Raw genomic sequence first — 13,922 nt, 5'->3', positions numbered from 1 at the left:
AAGCTCGCGAGGTCAGCGTTATGAATACGGCTCGTTCTTGAATGCGGCCGTACCCACCAGCAGGCGCTTACTGCCGCTCAGATTGGCGATGTTGTAGCCGAGCCCCGTCACGAAGATCGGCCATTGATAGAACAGCCTGACGACGACGATGTCTCCGGCCGCGCCCGGGCTGTAGGTCATGTTGTTGACGAAGTTGCCGCTGTTGTCGATCTGGTTGCTGATGGAGACGCTCCCGAACGAGGAGTAGCTCTTCACGTCGATATAGATCTTGTTGCAATCGAACAGCGCGGGAACCTGGGTGCAGACGTAGCTCGCGAACTGCGACTGCGTATAGGCGCCCTGTTGCGCCTGTCCGGTCAGGATCATGCGCGCCGAGTCCTGCGTGATCGTCTCGAGCACCTGGCCGGCAAAGAACATCAGCGCCGTTTCGATGATCGCGAACAGCAGCGCAAAGAAGACCGGCGCGACCAGCGCGAATTCGAGCGCGGCCGATGCCCGCCGGTTACGCCGGAAGCGGCGCAACAGCCGGCGCATCGAAGCGGTCAAGGAGACGGGGGCTTGCATGGGGTCATCCGGACTGGGAAGGCACATCAACCTGGGTGAAACGAATAGCGGAAACTCCTTGGGAAAGAGTTTCCTACAATACGGACAGTATGGCCCGCCGCATCAACGTCCCGCTAACCATGCTTGGGGGTTCGCTCGCAGTCGGCCCTCCGAGGCAGCGCGCCACCTGCCCGACCCGATCATCGAAACCAAACGAACCGGGCGATCCAGCCGCAGCACCGGCGGCAAGGCTCACCGCATCGTCGGTGCGGAGGCGCGTGGAGATGCGGTCAGGCGCTGCCATCGACCCGGCCAAGCATGGCCAGGCCAGCGTTCAGTTGGTCTTCGAGGCCGCTGCCGCGTTGCCGCTCGCCGTGCTGGACATCGTTCCAGCCTGGTCGAGCACCGATTTGAAGTAGTTGTCGCCGTCGCCCAAGGTCACCCGGCGCTGGCAGATCGGCATGCAGCTATAGGTCTCGCGATCGACGCCCCGATACACCGTCACGAGCTGGTCGGTGGGTCCGGCGACCTGGATCTGGCGATCGATCAGCACCTGTCCGCCGCGATCCATCGCAATGAAGTTGGTGGCACCGTAGCTCTTGCCGGTGACGACGATGATGCCGCCGCTCTGCAAGGTCACATCGGCGATCATCGGATTGCCGACGACGAGCGTCGCGACCCGGTCGGGCAACTTGACCAGCTTGGCCTGGTCGACATTCACGGCGATGGCGGGATCAGGCTCCGCCAAGGCGGCAGCCGGCCACAGCAGCACCGCGGCGACAGCCGCCCGCAATGCGAGGGAAACACTAGAACGACGCGACACACAGAACGACATACTCAACCCCGGGACATTGACGAGCCGTCTCAAGCGATACGCAGCGGTGACGGCGCCCGACGCGGCAAATCTGCGCTCAATTGGTGAATGATCTGCAAACGTCGCGACGAAGCCTCGGGCGGTTGCAGAACACGTCATCTTCGGAACGGAAACGCGAGCTGACCGCCGAACTCACCGGGCATCGTCGCCTCGTCCTTGCCGTAGGCCATGGGCAACTGCCCCTCCGGCATCCGGAACGTGCCGAACAGGATGTCCCAGATCGGGAACGTGCCGGCGAAATTGGTGTTGCCGCCCTGCTCCATCGACGTGTGGTGCCAGCGATGGAAGACGGGTGTGGCGAGGACATATTTCAGCGGGCCCAGCGTCCAGTTGAGATTGGCGTGGACGAAGGCCGAATGGAACGTCGTGAACGGTCCGACCCAGATCATGACATTGGGCGAGATGCCGGCCATCAAGAGGATGACGTCGACCGCGATCGTGCCGAGGATCAGGTTGATCGGATGGAAGCGGGCCGCCGAAATCCACTCAAGATCCTCCGACGAATGGTGAACCGCGTGGTATTTCCAGAACTCGCCGCCATGGAACAGACGATGCATCCAGTACAGCATGAAGTCGGAGAGCACGAGGAAGAGCACCCCCTGCAGCCATTCGGGAAGCTGCGCCAGCGGACCGTGCCCGTTTTCATAGAAGGCGATCAACTCGTCGGCGTCGCGGATCTTGAAGACAACGCTGGCGCCGAGCACGAGAAAGCCGATGCGGAGCACCCGCGCGAACACCGGCACGAAGAACCAGTAGACCACGTCGGTGACGAGCTCGCGCTTCTGCCACCACGGCTTGCCGGGATTGCAGGCCCAGAAGTGACTGAGCACCGAGAACACCACTGCCAGCATCAAGGTGATCGGCAACACCTTCTCGATGGTCTGGCCGAGCATCAGCGCGACTTCCCATGGCAGACCGGACATCACATTCCTCATCTCATGAACTGTTCCGAGGGGTACTCCCTGGCGCTTAAGGAGCCGTGAACCTGCGCGCCCGCAGAACCGCCCTGCCGATCGGCCCAGCGCGATCGACCTCGAGCCACATGCTCCACCAGCCAGGTCGACACGGCCCCATGAATATCGTGTGGATAGTGTGGAATGCGGAGCAGGCCCGGCGATGGATGGGGCCGGGCATGACGGCCAAAACCCTGCGCTCGTCTTTTCAGCGAGACCGACTGCGGCGTGGCCATGCGTTATTTCGAATGGTCGTGCCGCGCTTCATCCAATGTTTACTCTGCACAATAACAGCCATTTGTCGCCGTGTTTCGGCGACCGAATTAACTACGCCGAAATTCCTGCCCCCTACGGTGGCCGCATGGTCACGGTGCTGAGAACGCCGCAACGACCAGAGTTTGTTCGACCAGCCACGTGTACATGGAGTTACCTATGAAGAATCTTCTTGCTCGCTTCGTGAAGGATGAATCCGGCGCGACCGCGATCGAATACGGTCTGATCGCCGCCGGCATCTCGCTCGCGATCATTGCCGCGGTGAACGGTCTCGGCTCCAGCCTGAGCTCCAAGTTCGGCGCGATCAACACCTCGCTGAAGTAAGCGGTCGTCACGGCCGAGCAAAAAAGGCCCCGGACATCCGGGGCCTTTATCATTTCCACATTCAGCTTCGCGGCGTTCAGTGATGCGTAACCACGTTTTGTCCGCAGCCGCGTCCCGGCCTCCGTCCAGCGGGGCCGACGTCGCCTTGCGCTGGATCTGCGGCGGCCTCGGCCTGTCCATCCTCGCTCTGGCGGCCCGCATCGTCAGCGTCTGGTGAGAACGACAACCAGCCGGCCATTCCGGCTGTTTCCCGATCGTTTATTTCTTGCAGCTAGGCTCTGGCGCAGCGGCGCACCCATGCCCCGCGTCGATGCCATTGAGAGCCCATGACCCTCGATCTCGCGCGCCTTCTGCTGTTTCCGGCCCTGATGGCCTTTGCCGCGGCGAGCGACCTGTTCACGATGACCATTTCGAACCGGGTCTCCCTGGCGCTCGTCGCCGGCTTCCTGGTTCTGGCGCCGCTGAGCGGGATGAGCATGGCTGACATGCTGATGCATCTGGGCGCGGGCGCGACCCTGCTGGTGATTGCTTTCACCTGCTTTGCATTCGGCTGGATCGGCGGCGGTGACGCCAAGGTCGCATCCGCCGCCGCCCTGTGGTTCGGCTTCGCCCACCTGATGAACTACCTGTTGTACGCCTCGATCTTCGGCGGCGTGCTCACCCTCGCCCTCATGCAGTTCCGGCAATGGCCGTTGCCCTACATGCTGGCGGGGCAACCCTGGCTTGCACGCCTGCACGCCAAGGAGAGCGGCGTGCCCTATGGCATCGCGCTCGCCCTGGGCGCTCTGATGGTCTATCCGGAGACCGATTGGGTGAAGGCGATCGACGCTGCGCGCCTTGCATTGCTCTGAACACACCGTGTCAACGCGGTGTTAAGGCGATTTAGATACGCCTCATTAACCATGCTTTGACGAATAACTGCTCAACTCCCATCACGGCGGCGGAAACGTCGCGGCGTCATGTGGAAAGTGAAGCGTATGAATACCGCACGCATTGTGGTTCTGACCATCGCTGTAGGCGCTGGCGGCGTGGCCGCATATCTCGCGAGCGGGTCCGACGACCGGCCGGCTCAAGTCGCCGCGCCCGCGCCGCAGATGCCGACCGTCGACGTTCTCGTCGCCAAGGGCGACATCGCCCTCGGCCAATCCCTCAAGCCCGAAGATCTGCAGTGGCAGAGCTGGCCGGCGGCCACGGCCAGTGCCAGCTTCATCCGCCGCAACGAGCGGCCTGAAGGACAGACGCAGATAACCGGCACGATTGCGCGGGCGCCGTTCATTGCCGGCGAGCCCATCCGCGAACAAAAGCTCGTCAAGGCCGACGGCTCGGGCTTCATGGCCGCGATCCTGCCGGCCGGCATGCGCGCCGTTTCCACCGAGATTTCTCCGGAGACCGGCGCCGGCGGCTTCATCCTGCCGAACGACCGCGTCGACGTGATCCTGTCCAAGCGCGAACGCAATCCGGATCAGCCCAACGCGGGCGACGTCGTCAGCTCCGATATCATCCTGTCGAACATCCGTGTGCTGGCGATCGATCAGGCCCCCAAGGAAAAGGACGGCCAGACCACGGTGGTCGGCAAGACCGTCACGCTGGAGCTGAAGCCGGAACAGGCCGAGACGCTCGCGCGTGCCCGTCAAACCGGAACGCTGTCCCTGGCGCTCCGCAGCATCGCCGACGTCAACGTGGCCGAGCGCCGCACGGACGAGACCAGCCGCAAGCGCAGCGACAGCGTTGCCGTCGTCCGCTTCGGCATTCCCAGCACGATGACGACGCAGAAGTGAGCAAGAGGACCACCCAGATGACCTGCAGCGAAAATCAGCGGAAGATGCGGACCCTGCTGGTCCGCGCGCTGTCGTTTTCGGCCGCCGCTGCGCTGACCCTCAATCCGGCGATCGCGCCGGTGATCGCGGCAGACTATCGCCCGGCGACTGCAGCCGCCGCCGCGGACGGCCAGATCAATGCACGTTTCCTTGCGCTCGGCATCGGCAAGTCCGTCGTCATCGATCTGCCGCGCGACATCAAGGACGTTCTTGTCGCTGATCCGAAGATCGCGAATGCCGTCGTGCGCTCCTCTCAGCGCGCCTACATCATTGGTGCGGCGATCGGTCAGACGAATATCGTCTTCTTCGACGCGCAGGGCCAGCAGATCGCGGCCTACGACATCGCGGTCAAGCGCGACCTGAACGGCGCCCGGGCGGCGCTGAAGCAGTTGCTGCCGAATGCCGATATCCAGATCGAGGGCCTCGCCGACAGCATCGTGCTGACCGGCTCGGCGTCGAGCCAGATCGAAGCCCAGCAGGCCGGCGAACTGGCCGCCCGGCTCGCCGGCGGCGCCGACAAGGTCGTCAACTCGATCACCGTGCGCGGCCGGGACCAGGTGATGCTGAAGGTGACCGTCGCCGAGGTGCAGCGCTCGGTCGTCAAGCAGCTTGGCATCGATCTCTCCGGCCAGCTCAACTACGGAACTGCTGTCGTCAAATTCGCGAACTCCAATCCGTTCACCGCCTACGGCAGCAATCTCGTCTCCAACAACGCCGTGACCGCAGCGTTGGGCGGGGCGACCCCGACGGTGCAGGCGACACTGCGCGCGATGGAGAACGCGGGCGTGATCCGTACGCTCGCCGAACCCAATCTGACCGCCATCTCGGGCGAGTCCGCGACCTTCATCGCCGGCGGCGAGTTTCCGGTTCCCGCCGGTTACTCCTGTGATCCGACGACCCATGTCTGTACGACGCAGATCAGCTTCAAGAAGTTCGGCATCTCGCTCAACTTCACGCCCGTCGTGCTCAGCGAGGGCCGGATCTCGATGCGGGTGATGACCGAGGTTTCGGAGCTCTCAAACGAGAACTCGATCACGCTGTCGCAAGCCGTCAGCTCGACGACGGTCAACTCGTTGACGGTTCCATCGATCAAGACCCGGCGCGCCGAGACCACGCTCGAAATTCCCTCCGGCGGCGCCATGGCGATGGCCGGCCTGATCCAGCAGCAGACCAAGCAGGCGATCAGCGGCATGCCGGGCCTGATGCAGCTGCCGGTCCTCGGCGCGCTGTTCCGCAGCCGCGACTACGTCAACAACCAGACCGAATTGATGGTTCTGGTGACGCCGTTCGTCGTCCGCGCCGTGGCACAGAAGGATCTCTCCCGCCCTGACGACGGCTTTGCGGCCGCGTCCGACCCCCAGGCCGATCTCCTGGGTAGCATCAACCGCATCTACGGCGTACCCGGCCGGGTCGAACCCGGACGCAACTATCGCGGCACCTATGGCTTCATCACGGACTGAGCCGGGACAAGGACCTGCAACGATGACCACCACATCCAGCCCCGCCCGATACCGACGCCTGCCCCTTGCCGCAGCGCTCGCCGGAGCCGCAGCCCTGCTCGGCGCCTGCAACTACACCAGAGACGCCGCCACCACGGCGAGCATCCCCGACGACTACCGGCTGCGCCACCCGATCGCGATCCAGGAGGCCCCGGACTCCCTGGTGGTCTTCGTCGGCCAGGGTCGTGGCGGCCTGACGGCCGAGCAGCGCGCCGACGTGATGGGACTGGCCCAGAGCTGGATTCGCCAAGGCACGGGCGCGATCAGCGCCGACGTGCCGAGCGGCACCCCCAACGCACGGGCGGCCGCCGACTCGATGCGGGAGATCCACTCCCTGCTGGCCGCCGCCGGCGTCCCGCCGCACGGCATCGCCGTACGCAACTATCAGCCGAAGGACCCGCGCCAGATGGCCGCGATCCGGCTGAGCTACCCAAAAATGTCGGCCACGGTGGGGCCCTGCGGGATCTGGCCGGATGACCTCGGGCCGTCGATCAAGAACAAGAACTGGTTCGACAACAAGCCTGACTGGAACTACGGCTGCGCCTACCAGCGCAACATGGCGGCAATGGTCGCCAACCCGTCGGATCTCGTGCAGCCGCGATCCGAAACGCCGTCCTATACCACCCGGCGCACGGCATTGTTCGACAAATATCGCAAGGGACAATCAACCGCGATCACGTATCCAGAGGCCGACAAGGCCAAACTCAGCGACACAGGCAAATGATCAGCTACGCCCGACAGACCCAAGAGGAGCAGCCTGACGTCGTGCCGCCGCCGGCCGACGATCACATCGCGCCCGCGCCGCGCGTGTCCGTGCAGGCGTTCTGTGAGACGGTGGAAACCGCCGCGACGGTCCAGGCCGCCGGTGAGGACCGGCGCCTCGGCAAGGCCCATCTGAAGGTTCAGATGGGTGGCATGGCGGCGGCGATCGAGGCCTACCGGTCTGCCCCGACCCCGAACGTCATCATCCTGGAGACGGATGCACGCACCGACATCCTGGCCGGCCTGGATCAGCTCGCGACGGTTTGCGACCCGGGCACGCGCGTCGTCGTGATCGGCCGCGTCAACGACGTCACGCTGTATCGCGAGCTGGTTCGGCGCGGCGTCAGCGACTATGTGCTGTCGCCAGTGACGCCGATCGACGTCGTCCGCTCGATCTGCAACCTGTTCTCCGCGCCGGAAGCCAAGGCCGTCGGGCGCATCGTTGCGGTCGTCGGCGCCAAGGGCGGCGTCGGAGCTTCGACCCTCGCCCATAACATCGCCTGGGCGATTGCGCGCGACCTGTCGATGGACTCCGTGGTGGCAGATCTCGATTTGGCGTTCGGCACCGCCGGCCTCGACTACAACCAGGATCCCGCGCAGGGCATCGCGGACGCCGTCTTCTCACCGGACCGGATCGACATCGCCTTCATGGACCGGCTGTTGTCGAAATGCACCGATCATCTGAGCCTGCTGGCCGCGCCAGCGACGCTCGACCGGGTCTACGATTTCGGCGCCGAGGCATTCGATGCGGTCTTCGACACGCTGCGGGCCTCGATGCCATGCATCGTGCTCGATGTTCCGCATCAATGGGCAGGCTGGACCAAGCGGGCGCTGATCTCCGCGGACGACATCCTGATCGTCGCGGCGCCGGATCTCGCCTCGCTGCGCAACACCAAGAACATGTTCGATCTCCTCAAGGCCGCCCGGCCGAACGATCGCATGCCGCTCTACTGCTTGAACCAGGTCGGCGTTCCCAAGCGGCCCGAGATCAATGCGAGCGAGTTCGCCAAGGCGATCGAAAGCCCGCCGATCGCAACGATCCCGTTCGAGCCGCAGATCTTCGGCGCGGCCGCCAACAACGGCCAGATGATTGCGGAGATGTCTCCCAGCCATCGGACGACGGAGATGTTTCTCCAGATCGCGCAGCGGCTCACCGGCCGCAGCGAGACAAAGAAGCCGAAAGGCTCCTTCCTGTCGCCTCTGCTGGACAAGCTGAGGGCGAAGTAAGCACGCGTGGAGTTCTAAGTCGTGTTTGGTAAGCGTAGCGGATTGGACAACGATACCAGGGCCCTCAGGCCGGCCGCGCCGGCGCCCGAGCCGGCGCCGGCTGCACCACGCGCGGCGTCTCCGGCCGTGCCGTCGCCACCTCTGGCTCCGACCCGGCAGGCTCCGCCGCCGCCACCACCGGTTGTCGAGGCCCGGCGTTCGGACAGTTACTATCAGGTCAAGGCGACGATCTTCGGGGCGCTGATCGAGGCGATCGATCTCGCTCAGCTGGCCAAGCTCGACGGCGAATCCGCGCGCGAGGAAATCCGCGACATCGTCAACGAGATCATCGCGATCAAGAATATCGTGATGTCGATCGCCGAGCAGGAAGAGCTGCTCGACGATATCTGCAACGACGTGCTCGGCTATGGCCCGCTGGAGCCGCTGCTGTCGCGTGACGACATCGCTGACATCATGGTCAACGGCGCCGGTACGGTCTTTATCGAAGTCAACGGCAAGATCCAGCGCACGGGCATCCGGTTCCGCGACAACCAGCAGCTCCTGAACATCTGCCAGCGCATCGTCAGCCAGGTCGGCCGCCGCGTCGACGAATCCTCACCGATCTGCGACGCGCGTCTCGCCGACGGCTCGCGCGTCAACGCCATCGTTCCGCCGCTGGCGATCGACGGCCCAGCGCTCACCATTCGTAAGTTCAAGAAGGACAAGCTGACGCTCGATCAGCTCGTCAAGTTCGGCGCGATCTCGCCGGAGGGCGCGGAGATCCTGCAGATCATCGGCCGCGTCCGCTGCAACGTGCTGATCTCCGGCGGTACCGGTTCGGGCAAGACCACGCTGCTGAACTGTCTGACCAATTATATCGATCACGACGAGCGCGTCATCACCTGCGAGGACGCCGCCGAGCTCCAGCTGCAGCAGCCACATGTGGTGCGCCTCGAAACCCGGCCGCCCAACATCGAGGGCGAAGGCCAGGTGACGATGCGCGAGCTGGTGAGAAACTGCCTGCGTATGCGGCCCGAGCGCATCATCGTCGGCGAGGTCCGCGGACCCGAGGCCTTCGACCTGCTGCAGGCCATGAACACCGGTCACGACGGATCGATGGGCACGCTGCACGCCAACAACCCGCGCGAAGCGTTGTCCCGCTGCGAATCCATGATCACGATGGGCGGCTTCTCGCTGCCGTCGCGGACCATCCGTGAGATGATCTGCGCCTCGATCGACGTCATCGTCCAGGCGGCGCGACTGCGCGACGGCTCCCGCCGCATCACGCACATCACCGAGGTGATGGGCATGGAAGGCGACACCATCATCACCCAGGACATCTTCCTCTACGACATGATCGGCGAGGACGCGAACGGCAAGATCATCGGGCGCCACCGCTCGACCGGAATCGGCCGGCCGCGGTTCTGGGAACGTGCGCGCTACTACGGCGAAGAGAAGCGGCTTGCGGCTGCACTCGATGCCGCCGAAGTTGCGAGCAAGGACTGAGGAGAGACCCCATGAAGCTTCAGGCTCTCGCCCTTGCCTTCCTCGCCGCCACCGCGATCGGCGGCATCGCCTGGGTGTTCCTTTATCCCCTGCTGTCGGGTGAGCGGAAGGCCGAGCAGCGGCGCAGCACCGTCGCCAAGTCCGAGCCGGTGGTCCGACAGGCCGAACGCAGCCAACGCTCGCGCCGCGAGCAGGTCGAGTCCTCGCTGAAGGATCTCGAGGCGAAGGCCCAGAAGCAGAGTAAAGTCCCGCTGAACATGCGGATTTCGCAGGCCGGACTCGACTGGACCGTGCAGAAATTCTGGATCGTTTCCGGTGTCCTCGGCTTCGTCGTCTGCGCCGTTGCCTTCTTCGCCGGTGGCGGCCCGCTCGGCGCGCTCGGGCTCGGCTTCGCCGCCGGTCTCGGTCTGCCGCGTTGGATCCTCGGCTACCTCAAGAAGCGGCGCGAGAAGAAATTCCTGGCGGCATTGCCGGACGCCGTCGACGTCATCGTGCGCGGCATCAAGGCGGGCCTGCCGCTGTTCGAATCCATCAAGGTCGTCGCCGCCGACGCGCCAGAGCCTTTGCGCAGCGAGTTCCTCGGGATCATCGAGACCCAGGCGATCGGCATGCCGCTCGGCGAGGCTTGTGCGCGGCTCTATGAACGGATGCCGCTTCCCGAAGCCAACTTCTTCGGCATCGTCATCGCGATCCAGCAGAAGTCGGGCGGCAATCTCTCCGAGGCGCTCGGCAACCTCTCGAAGGTGCTGCGCGACCGCAAGAAGATGAGCGAGAAGATCCAGGCGATGTCGATGGAGGCCAAGGCGTCCGCGGGCATCATCGGATCGCTGCCACCGATCGTGATGCTGCTGGTCTATCTGAGCACGCCCGACTACATCTCGTTGCTCTGGACCCATCCGACCGGCCAGCTGATGCTGGTCGGCTGCGTGATCTGGATGTCGATGGGCATCCTGGTCATGAAGAAGATGATCAATTTCGATTTCTGAGGTGGACCATGGTCGACATTCTGGTCTCCAAGCTGCACGACCCGCACTTCATGACGATGTTCTTCGCCGCCATCGCGGCGACGGCCACCGTCTATACGCTGATCATGCCGCTGTTCGCAGGCGAGAACCTGAACAAGCGCATGAAGGCGGTCGCCAGCGAACGCGAGCGGATCAAGCAGCGCGAGCGCGAGCGGTTGAACGCCGGCGAGAAGGTCTCGCTGCGGCAGACGCCGAAGCAGCTCATCTCTCGTGTGGTGGAGGATTTCAACCTCACCAAATGGCTCGCTCAGGAGGCGGCCCGCGAGAAGCTCATCATGGCGGGCTACCGCGGCCAGGCGCCCTACATCACCTTCCTGTTCGCGCGCCTAGTGACGCCGCTGGTTCTGTTCGTCGGTTCCGTGCTGTACGTCTTCGTGATCGCGCATCTGCAGAAATCGATGCCGGTCAAGATCGGCATCTGCGTCGGCATGGCCTATCTCGGCCTGCAGGCTCCGATGCTGTTCCTCAGCAACGCGATTTCCAAGCGGCAGCTGTCGATCAAGCGCGCGTTTCCCGACGCGCTCGACCTGCTGCTGATCTGCATCGAATCCGGCATGTCGATCGAGGCCGCCTTCCGCCGCGTGGCGATCGAGATCTCGAGCCAGTCGATCGCGCTGTCGGAGGAGTTCACGCTGACCACCGCGGAGCTCTCCTACCTGCAGGACCGCAAGGTGGCCTACGAGAACCTCGCCCGGCGCACCGGCCTCGAAGGCGTGAAGTCGGTCTGCCTCGCGCTCCAGCAATCGGAGCGCTACGGCACCCCGCTCGGGCAATCGCTGCGCGTGATGGCGCAGGAAAATCGCGACATGCGCATGAACGAGGCCGAGAAGAAGGCGGCCGCGCTGCCGCCGAAGCTGACGGTGCCGATGATCCTGTTCTTCCTGCCGGTGCTGTTCGTGGTCATTCTGGGACCGACCGGCATCAAGGTCGCGGCCATGCAGTAGAGGTAGACCGCTCGCGAGAAATTTCGCTTGCGGTCGCGGCTCTACGCTGGAAGCTAGGCGGAGCATGATCGAGGTCTCCGCCTGATGTCCGACAAGCTCCGCCGCGCCGATGGCGCCCGCGTCCTCGCCGATCTGAACGCACTGCGCGCCTTCGGCACCTACAAGACCGGCGTGCACCGGCCGACCTTCTCCGACGCCCATCGTCAATCGCTCGCTTGGCTCGCCGAGCGCCTGCCCGACGCGCAGCTGACGCCTGATATCGACGGCATCGGCAACGTGCTGGGCACCAGCGCCAAGCCAGGCCCCAAGCTGCTGGCCGGATCGCATCTGGAGAGCCAAAACCAGGCCGGCTGGCTCGATGGCCCGCTCGGTGTCGTCTACGCGCTGGAGGCGGCGCGCGTGCTCAATCCCGATCCGTCCATTGTCGGTGCGGTGGAGGTCGCCTCCTGGTGCGACGAGGAGGGCCATTTCGGCAGCATGCTCGGCAGCCGGTCCTATGTCGGCGACGTCAGCGAGGCCGAAATCGATGCTGCCCGCGACCGCAGCAGCCCGCGTACGATGCGGGAGGCGCTTGCCGAGATGGGCCTCGCCGGACGGCCGCGCCTGCAGGCCGAGCGCGGCCGGCATATCGGCTATCTCGAAGCTCATATCGAGCAGGGCGACACGCTCGAGGCGAGCGGGCTCAAGATCGGTGTCGTCACCTCGATCGTCGGCATCTGGCAATACCGCATCACCTTCACCGGCGAGCAGAACCATGCCGGCACGACGCGGATGGCGGTGCGCAAGGATGCCGGGCTCGCGCTCGCCAAGTTCTGTGTGGCGATCGATGCGCGCTTTCCGGCCGCCTGCGGCCCGCGCACGGTGTGGACCACGGGACGCATCACGCTCGATCCGGGCGCACCGAGCATCATCCCCGGCCAGGCCGAAATGCTGTTCCAGATCCGCGACGACAATGCCGCCGTGGTCGACCGGCTCGAAGAGCTGCTGCGTGAAATGGCTGCGCAGGCGTCAGACGCAGGTCCCTGCCATGTCGCCGTCGAGCGCATCCGGACCGGCGCGCCGGCCATGATGGACGGCACGTTCCAGGATGCGGTCGAGGCCGCCAGCCGCGATCTCGCGGCCGGCAAGTCGCTGCGGATGCCGAGCGGCGCCGGACACGACGCGCAGGTGCTGGCCACCATCATGCCGGCGGGCATGCTGTTCGTGCCGTCGATCGGCGGCATCAGCCATCACTGGACCGAGAACACCTCCGATGCCGACATCGTCACCGGCGCCGACGTGTTCGTCGACACCTGCCGCCGCCTGCTGACAGGCGCGACACGATAGGCCACGTCATCAGCGAGGCACGTCGTCAGTCCGGCTGGTTGAGCGCGGCCATCGGCGCATTGCGCGCCTTGCCCTTGCCCTGGCTCTGCCCCTGAATCATCTGCTTGAGATAGGCGACGTTGGCGGCGGCCTCGTCCGGCGGCAGATCGGCCCGTGCGATCTGCTCGGCCTCCGCGAAGCGTCCCTGCAGGCCAACGACGAGCGCGAGGTTCTGGCGCACCCGCGCGTCCGCCCCCTGCGAGCCGTAGGCCTGCCGCAGCACCTCCTCGGCCTTCGGCAGCTCCCGCGTCAGCATGTAGGACAGGCCGAGATTGGACAGCACCGAGGGCTCGCCGGGCACGATCTTCAGCGCGCTATCGTAGTAGCGCCGCGCCTCCTCGTGGCGGCCCATCTGGTCAAGCACCGTGCCCTGCACCGACAGCAGCTTCCAATCGGGATTGTCCGGCGAGTGCGCGCGCGACAGCACGTCGAATGCGAGCTTGAAATTGCCGTTGTCGGCCAGCGCTCGGCCATAGGCCGCGAGCACGGTCTTGTTGCCGGCGTTGGCGAGCGTCGCCTGCTCCAGCACCGCAACCGCCTGCTCGCGCTGGCCGTTGTTGCGCAGCGCCTGGCCATAGGAGACCGCGATGGCCGCATCCTTGGGGTTGGCGCGGTAGCGCTCGCCATACACCTCGACCGCGCGCTGCGGGGTCGCGGGCGGCGGCGGCTCGGCCCGACCGCGCAGCGAGCCCGTGACGTCGGACATGGTCTGGCAGCCGCCGAGGCCCGCAGCGACGAGCGCGGTGAGGACAACGGACGTAAGCAGCCGGGGAATGGAAGGCGATTGACGCATGTCACGTGGACTCGAACGAGCGAATTGAACGCGCCAGC

At 65.1% G+C, this 13,922-nt stretch carries 15 protein-coding genes; 11 read left to right on the top strand and 4 right to left on the bottom strand.

The window, feature by feature from the left end; all coding sequences use genetic code 11:
* Window positions 1–18 precede the first annotated feature (18 nt).
* The 3 genes from ACQR1E_RS23400 to ACQR1E_RS23390 form a co-directional block, all read right to left on the bottom strand.
* Window positions 19–564 carry a TadE/TadG family type IV pilus assembly protein gene (locus ACQR1E_RS23400; RefSeq protein WP_315713819.1) on the bottom strand — a complete coding sequence of 182 codons (546 nt, stop codon included), beginning with the start codon at window positions 562–564 and terminating at the stop codon, window positions 19–21.
* 313 nt (window positions 565–877) lie between these two features.
* Entirely contained in the window at window positions 878–1,378 is a 501-nt protein-coding gene (locus ACQR1E_RS23395; RefSeq protein ID WP_434862652.1) for a pilus assembly protein N-terminal domain-containing protein, read from the bottom strand.
* A gap of 134 nt (window positions 1,379–1,512) precedes the next feature.
* Entirely contained in the window at window positions 1,513–2,340 is an 828-nt protein-coding gene (locus tag ACQR1E_RS23390; RefSeq protein ID WP_316191680.1) for a sterol desaturase family protein, read from the bottom strand.
* A 462-nt stretch (window positions 2,341–2,802) separates the two neighbouring features.
* On the opposite strand from ACQR1E_RS23390, the gene ACQR1E_RS23385 reads away from it, so the two are divergent.
* The 11 genes from ACQR1E_RS23385 (at window position 2,803) to ACQR1E_RS23335 (ending at window position 13,052) form a co-directional block, all read left to right on the top strand.
* The gene (locus tag ACQR1E_RS23385; RefSeq protein WP_231317342.1) at window positions 2,803–2,967 is read left to right on the top strand and encodes a Flp family type IVb pilin; all 165 of its coding nucleotides are present in this window, start codon (window positions 2,803–2,805) and stop codon (window positions 2,965–2,967) included.
* A gap of 82 nt (window positions 2,968–3,049) precedes the next feature.
* Window positions 3,050–3,184 (top strand): hypothetical protein, encoded by a 135-nt coding sequence (locus ACQR1E_RS23380; protein WP_316172662.1) that lies wholly within the window; start codon window positions 3,050–3,052, stop codon window positions 3,182–3,184.
* Window positions 3,185–3,293: 109 nt separating this feature from the next.
* Window positions 3,294–3,818, top strand: a complete 525-nt coding sequence (locus ACQR1E_RS23375; RefSeq protein WP_315734617.1) for an A24 family peptidase — start codon at window positions 3,294–3,296, stop codon at window positions 3,816–3,818.
* Between the two features lie 126 nt (window positions 3,819–3,944).
* Entirely contained in the window at window positions 3,945–4,745 is an 801-nt protein-coding gene (gene cpaB / locus ACQR1E_RS23370) for a Flp pilus assembly protein CpaB (RefSeq protein ID WP_315713815.1), read from the top strand.
* Window positions 4,746–4,762: 17 nt separating this feature from the next.
* Complete coding sequence (locus ACQR1E_RS23365; RefSeq protein WP_315714366.1) at window positions 4,763–6,244, top strand: type II and III secretion system protein family protein; 1,482 nt, start codon at window positions 4,763–4,765, stop codon at window positions 6,242–6,244.
* 22 nt (window positions 6,245–6,266) lie between these two features.
* Window positions 6,267–7,007 carry a CpaD family pilus assembly protein gene (locus ACQR1E_RS23360; protein ID WP_316201474.1) on the top strand — a complete coding sequence of 247 codons (741 nt, stop codon included), beginning with the start codon at window positions 6,267–6,269 and terminating at the stop codon, window positions 7,005–7,007.
* Window positions 7,004–8,272, top strand: a complete 1,269-nt coding sequence (locus tag ACQR1E_RS23355; protein ID WP_315713813.1) for an AAA family ATPase — start codon at window positions 7,004–7,006, stop codon at window positions 8,270–8,272. The genes ACQR1E_RS23360 and ACQR1E_RS23355 overlap by 4 nt, the downstream gene beginning before the upstream one ends.
* A 21-nt stretch (window positions 8,273–8,293) precedes the next feature.
* Window positions 8,294–9,757 (top strand): CpaF family protein, encoded by a 1,464-nt coding sequence (locus ACQR1E_RS23350; protein ID WP_315713812.1) that lies wholly within the window; start codon window positions 8,294–8,296, stop codon window positions 9,755–9,757.
* An 11-nt stretch (window positions 9,758–9,768) separates the two neighbouring features.
* On the top strand, window positions 9,769–10,743 hold the full coding sequence (locus tag ACQR1E_RS23345) for a type II secretion system F family protein (RefSeq protein WP_315713811.1): 975 nt from the start codon (window positions 9,769–9,771) through the stop codon (window positions 10,741–10,743).
* Window positions 10,744–10,751: 8 nt separating this feature from the next.
* Window positions 10,752–11,726 (top strand): type II secretion system F family protein, encoded by a 975-nt coding sequence (locus ACQR1E_RS23340; RefSeq protein ID WP_315753445.1) that lies wholly within the window; start codon window positions 10,752–10,754, stop codon window positions 11,724–11,726.
* 84 nt (window positions 11,727–11,810) lie between these two features.
* Window positions 11,811–13,052, top strand: coding sequence for a Zn-dependent hydrolase (locus ACQR1E_RS23335; RefSeq protein WP_316201476.1), 1,242 nt, complete (start codon window positions 11,811–11,813; stop codon window positions 13,050–13,052).
* Between the two features lie 25 nt (window positions 13,053–13,077).
* Here the strand turns inward: ACQR1E_RS23335 and ACQR1E_RS23330 are convergent, their stop codons facing one another.
* Complete coding sequence (locus tag ACQR1E_RS23330) at window positions 13,078–13,884, bottom strand: tetratricopeptide repeat protein (protein ID WP_434897631.1); 807 nt, start codon at window positions 13,882–13,884, stop codon at window positions 13,078–13,080.
* Window positions 13,885–13,922 lie beyond the last annotated feature (38 nt).

The organism is Bradyrhizobium sp. HKCCYLRH1030, from assembly GCF_051168395.1.
GTDB lineage: Bacteria > Pseudomonadota > Alphaproteobacteria > Rhizobiales > Xanthobacteraceae > Bradyrhizobium.
The sequence above is the reverse complement of the archived record's forward strand: the minus strand, read 5'-3'. Positions and strand labels throughout refer to the sequence as shown.

Excerpts from the sequence above, each read along its gene's own strand:
- ACQR1E_RS23400 (WP_315713819.1), bottom strand. The coding sequence starts at position 564 with ATGCAAGCCCCCGTCTCCTTGACCGCTTCGATGCGCCGGCTGTTGCGC.
- ACQR1E_RS23395 (WP_434862652.1), bottom strand. The coding sequence starts at position 1,378 with ATGTCGTTCTGTGTGTCGCGTCGTTCTAGTGTTTCCCTCGCATTGCGG.
- ACQR1E_RS23390 (WP_316191680.1), bottom strand. The coding sequence starts at position 2,340 with ATGTCCGGTCTGCCATGGGAAGTCGCGCTGATGCTCGGCCAGACCATC.
- ACQR1E_RS23385 (WP_231317342.1), top strand. The coding sequence starts at position 2,803 with ATGAAGAATCTTCTTGCTCGCTTCGTGAAGGATGAATCCGGCGCGACC.
- ACQR1E_RS23380 (WP_316172662.1), top strand. The coding sequence starts at position 3,050 with ATGCGTAACCACGTTTTGTCCGCAGCCGCGTCCCGGCCTCCGTCCAGC.
- ACQR1E_RS23375 (WP_315734617.1), top strand. The coding sequence starts at position 3,294 with ATGACCCTCGATCTCGCGCGCCTTCTGCTGTTTCCGGCCCTGATGGCC.
- cpaB (WP_315713815.1), top strand. The coding sequence starts at position 3,945 with ATGAATACCGCACGCATTGTGGTTCTGACCATCGCTGTAGGCGCTGGC.
- ACQR1E_RS23365 (WP_315714366.1), top strand. The coding sequence starts at position 4,763 with ATGACCTGCAGCGAAAATCAGCGGAAGATGCGGACCCTGCTGGTCCGC.
- ACQR1E_RS23360 (WP_316201474.1), top strand. The coding sequence starts at position 6,267 with ATGACCACCACATCCAGCCCCGCCCGATACCGACGCCTGCCCCTTGCC.
- ACQR1E_RS23355 (WP_315713813.1), top strand. The coding sequence starts at position 7,004 with ATGATCAGCTACGCCCGACAGACCCAAGAGGAGCAGCCTGACGTCGTG.
- ACQR1E_RS23345 (WP_315713811.1), top strand. The coding sequence starts at position 9,769 with ATGAAGCTTCAGGCTCTCGCCCTTGCCTTCCTCGCCGCCACCGCGATC.
- ACQR1E_RS23340 (WP_315753445.1), top strand. The coding sequence starts at position 10,752 with ATGGTCGACATTCTGGTCTCCAAGCTGCACGACCCGCACTTCATGACG.
- ACQR1E_RS23335 (WP_316201476.1), top strand. The coding sequence starts at position 11,811 with ATGTCCGACAAGCTCCGCCGCGCCGATGGCGCCCGCGTCCTCGCCGAT.
- ACQR1E_RS23330 (WP_434897631.1), bottom strand. The coding sequence starts at position 13,884 with ATGCGTCAATCGCCTTCCATTCCCCGGCTGCTTACGTCCGTTGTCCTC.